This is a genomic window from Bifidobacterium pongonis, from assembly GCF_019331805.1.
Lineage (GTDB): Bacteria > Actinomycetota > Actinomycetes > Actinomycetales > Bifidobacteriaceae > Bifidobacterium > Bifidobacterium pongonis.
This window is the reverse complement of sequence record NZ_JAHBBE010000079.1, coordinates 1-1,418: the sequence shown is the minus strand read 5'-3', so window position 1 is coordinate 1,418 and position 1,418 is coordinate 1. Positions and strand designations below refer to the sequence as shown.

Sequence of the window (1,418 nt, the reverse complement as noted above, 5' to 3'; positions counted from 1 at the left end):
GACCACGAAGAAGCTGACCGCGACGACCGATCCGAAGGGCGCCTCCGTGAGCTGGAGCTCCTCCGACACCTCCGTCGCCACGGTTTCCTCCAACGGTACCGTGACCCCGAAGAAGGCCGGCACCACGAAGATCACCGCCAAGTCGGGTTCCAAGTCCTCGACCATCACCGTCACGGTGACCGGTGAGATTCCGCCCACCCCGGTGCAGAAGAACACCATCTACGCGACGAAGCCCTCCGGCTGGTCCAAGATGTACGCGTACGTGTACACGGGTGACGGTGCGACCGCGGTCAACAACGCAGCCTGGCCCGGCGTCGAAATGACGGCGGCGGACAACTGCGACCAGACCGGTTACAAGTACGAGGTTCCCGACAACCTGGCCTCGGGCGCGAAGGTGATCTTCAACGACGGCGGCAGCCAGCAGTACCCGGGCGCCCGTGAGCCGGGTATGGATTACAACGGCGGCACGGTGCGCTGGGACGGCTCCTCGTCCTCGCTCGCGTCCGTGACCTGCGCGACCGTCGTGCCCGTCACGTCCGTGACGATCTCCGGCGCGACCTCGGGCAAGCTGTCCGTGAAGCAGGGCGCGTCCGCCCAGCTGACCGCGACCGTGAACCCGTCCAACGCGACCAGCAAGACCGTGACCTGGAAGTCCTCCAACACCGCAGTCGCCACCGTGGCGAACGGCAAGGTCACCGGCGTGAAGGCCGGCACCGCCACCATCACCGCGACCGCGGGCGGCAAGTCCGCCTCCGTCACCGTGACCGTGACCGCAGGAGATGTCGTGAAGGTCGAGTCCGTGAAGATCACGGGCGCGACGAACGGCAAGCTGTCCGTCACGAAGGGCGCGTCCAAGCAGCTCGGCGCTACTGTCGGCCCGGACGACGCGACGTACAAGACCGTGACCTGGACCTCGTCCAACACGGCCGTCGCGACCGTGGACAGGACCGGCAAGGTCACCGGCGTGAAGGCCGGCACCGCCACCATCACCGCCAAGGCCGGTTCCAAGACCGACACGGTCACCGTGACCGTGACTGACGGTGTTGTTCCGGTGTCCTCCGTGAAGATCACGGGCGCGACCTCGGGCAAGCTGTCCGTGAAGCCGGGCGCCTCGGCCCAGCTGGGCGCGACCGTCGGACCGGACGACGCGACGTACAAGACCGTGACCTGGACGTCGTCCAACACGGCCGTCGCGACCGTGGACAGGACCGGCAAGGTCACCGGCGTGAAGGCCGGCACCGCGACCGTCACCGCGAAGGCCGGTTCCAAGACCGACGCGGTGACCGTGACCGTGACGGGCGCGGCGGCCCAGCCGATGACCGTGTGGTACAGGCCGTCGTCCGTGTGGAAGAGCGCGAAGGTGTACTACAAGGTCGCCACGTACCCGGCCACGTCGGGCAGCGCGTCGATGACGAAGT

1 protein-coding gene is annotated in these 1,418 nt (G+C 67.7%); it reads left to right on the top strand.

Annotated elements, in window-relative coordinates; translation table 11 throughout:
• Positions 1–1,418: Ig-like domain-containing protein (locus tag KIH75_RS09990; RefSeq protein WP_219056551.1), on the top strand; the 1,418-nt coding region annotated here is incomplete at both ends.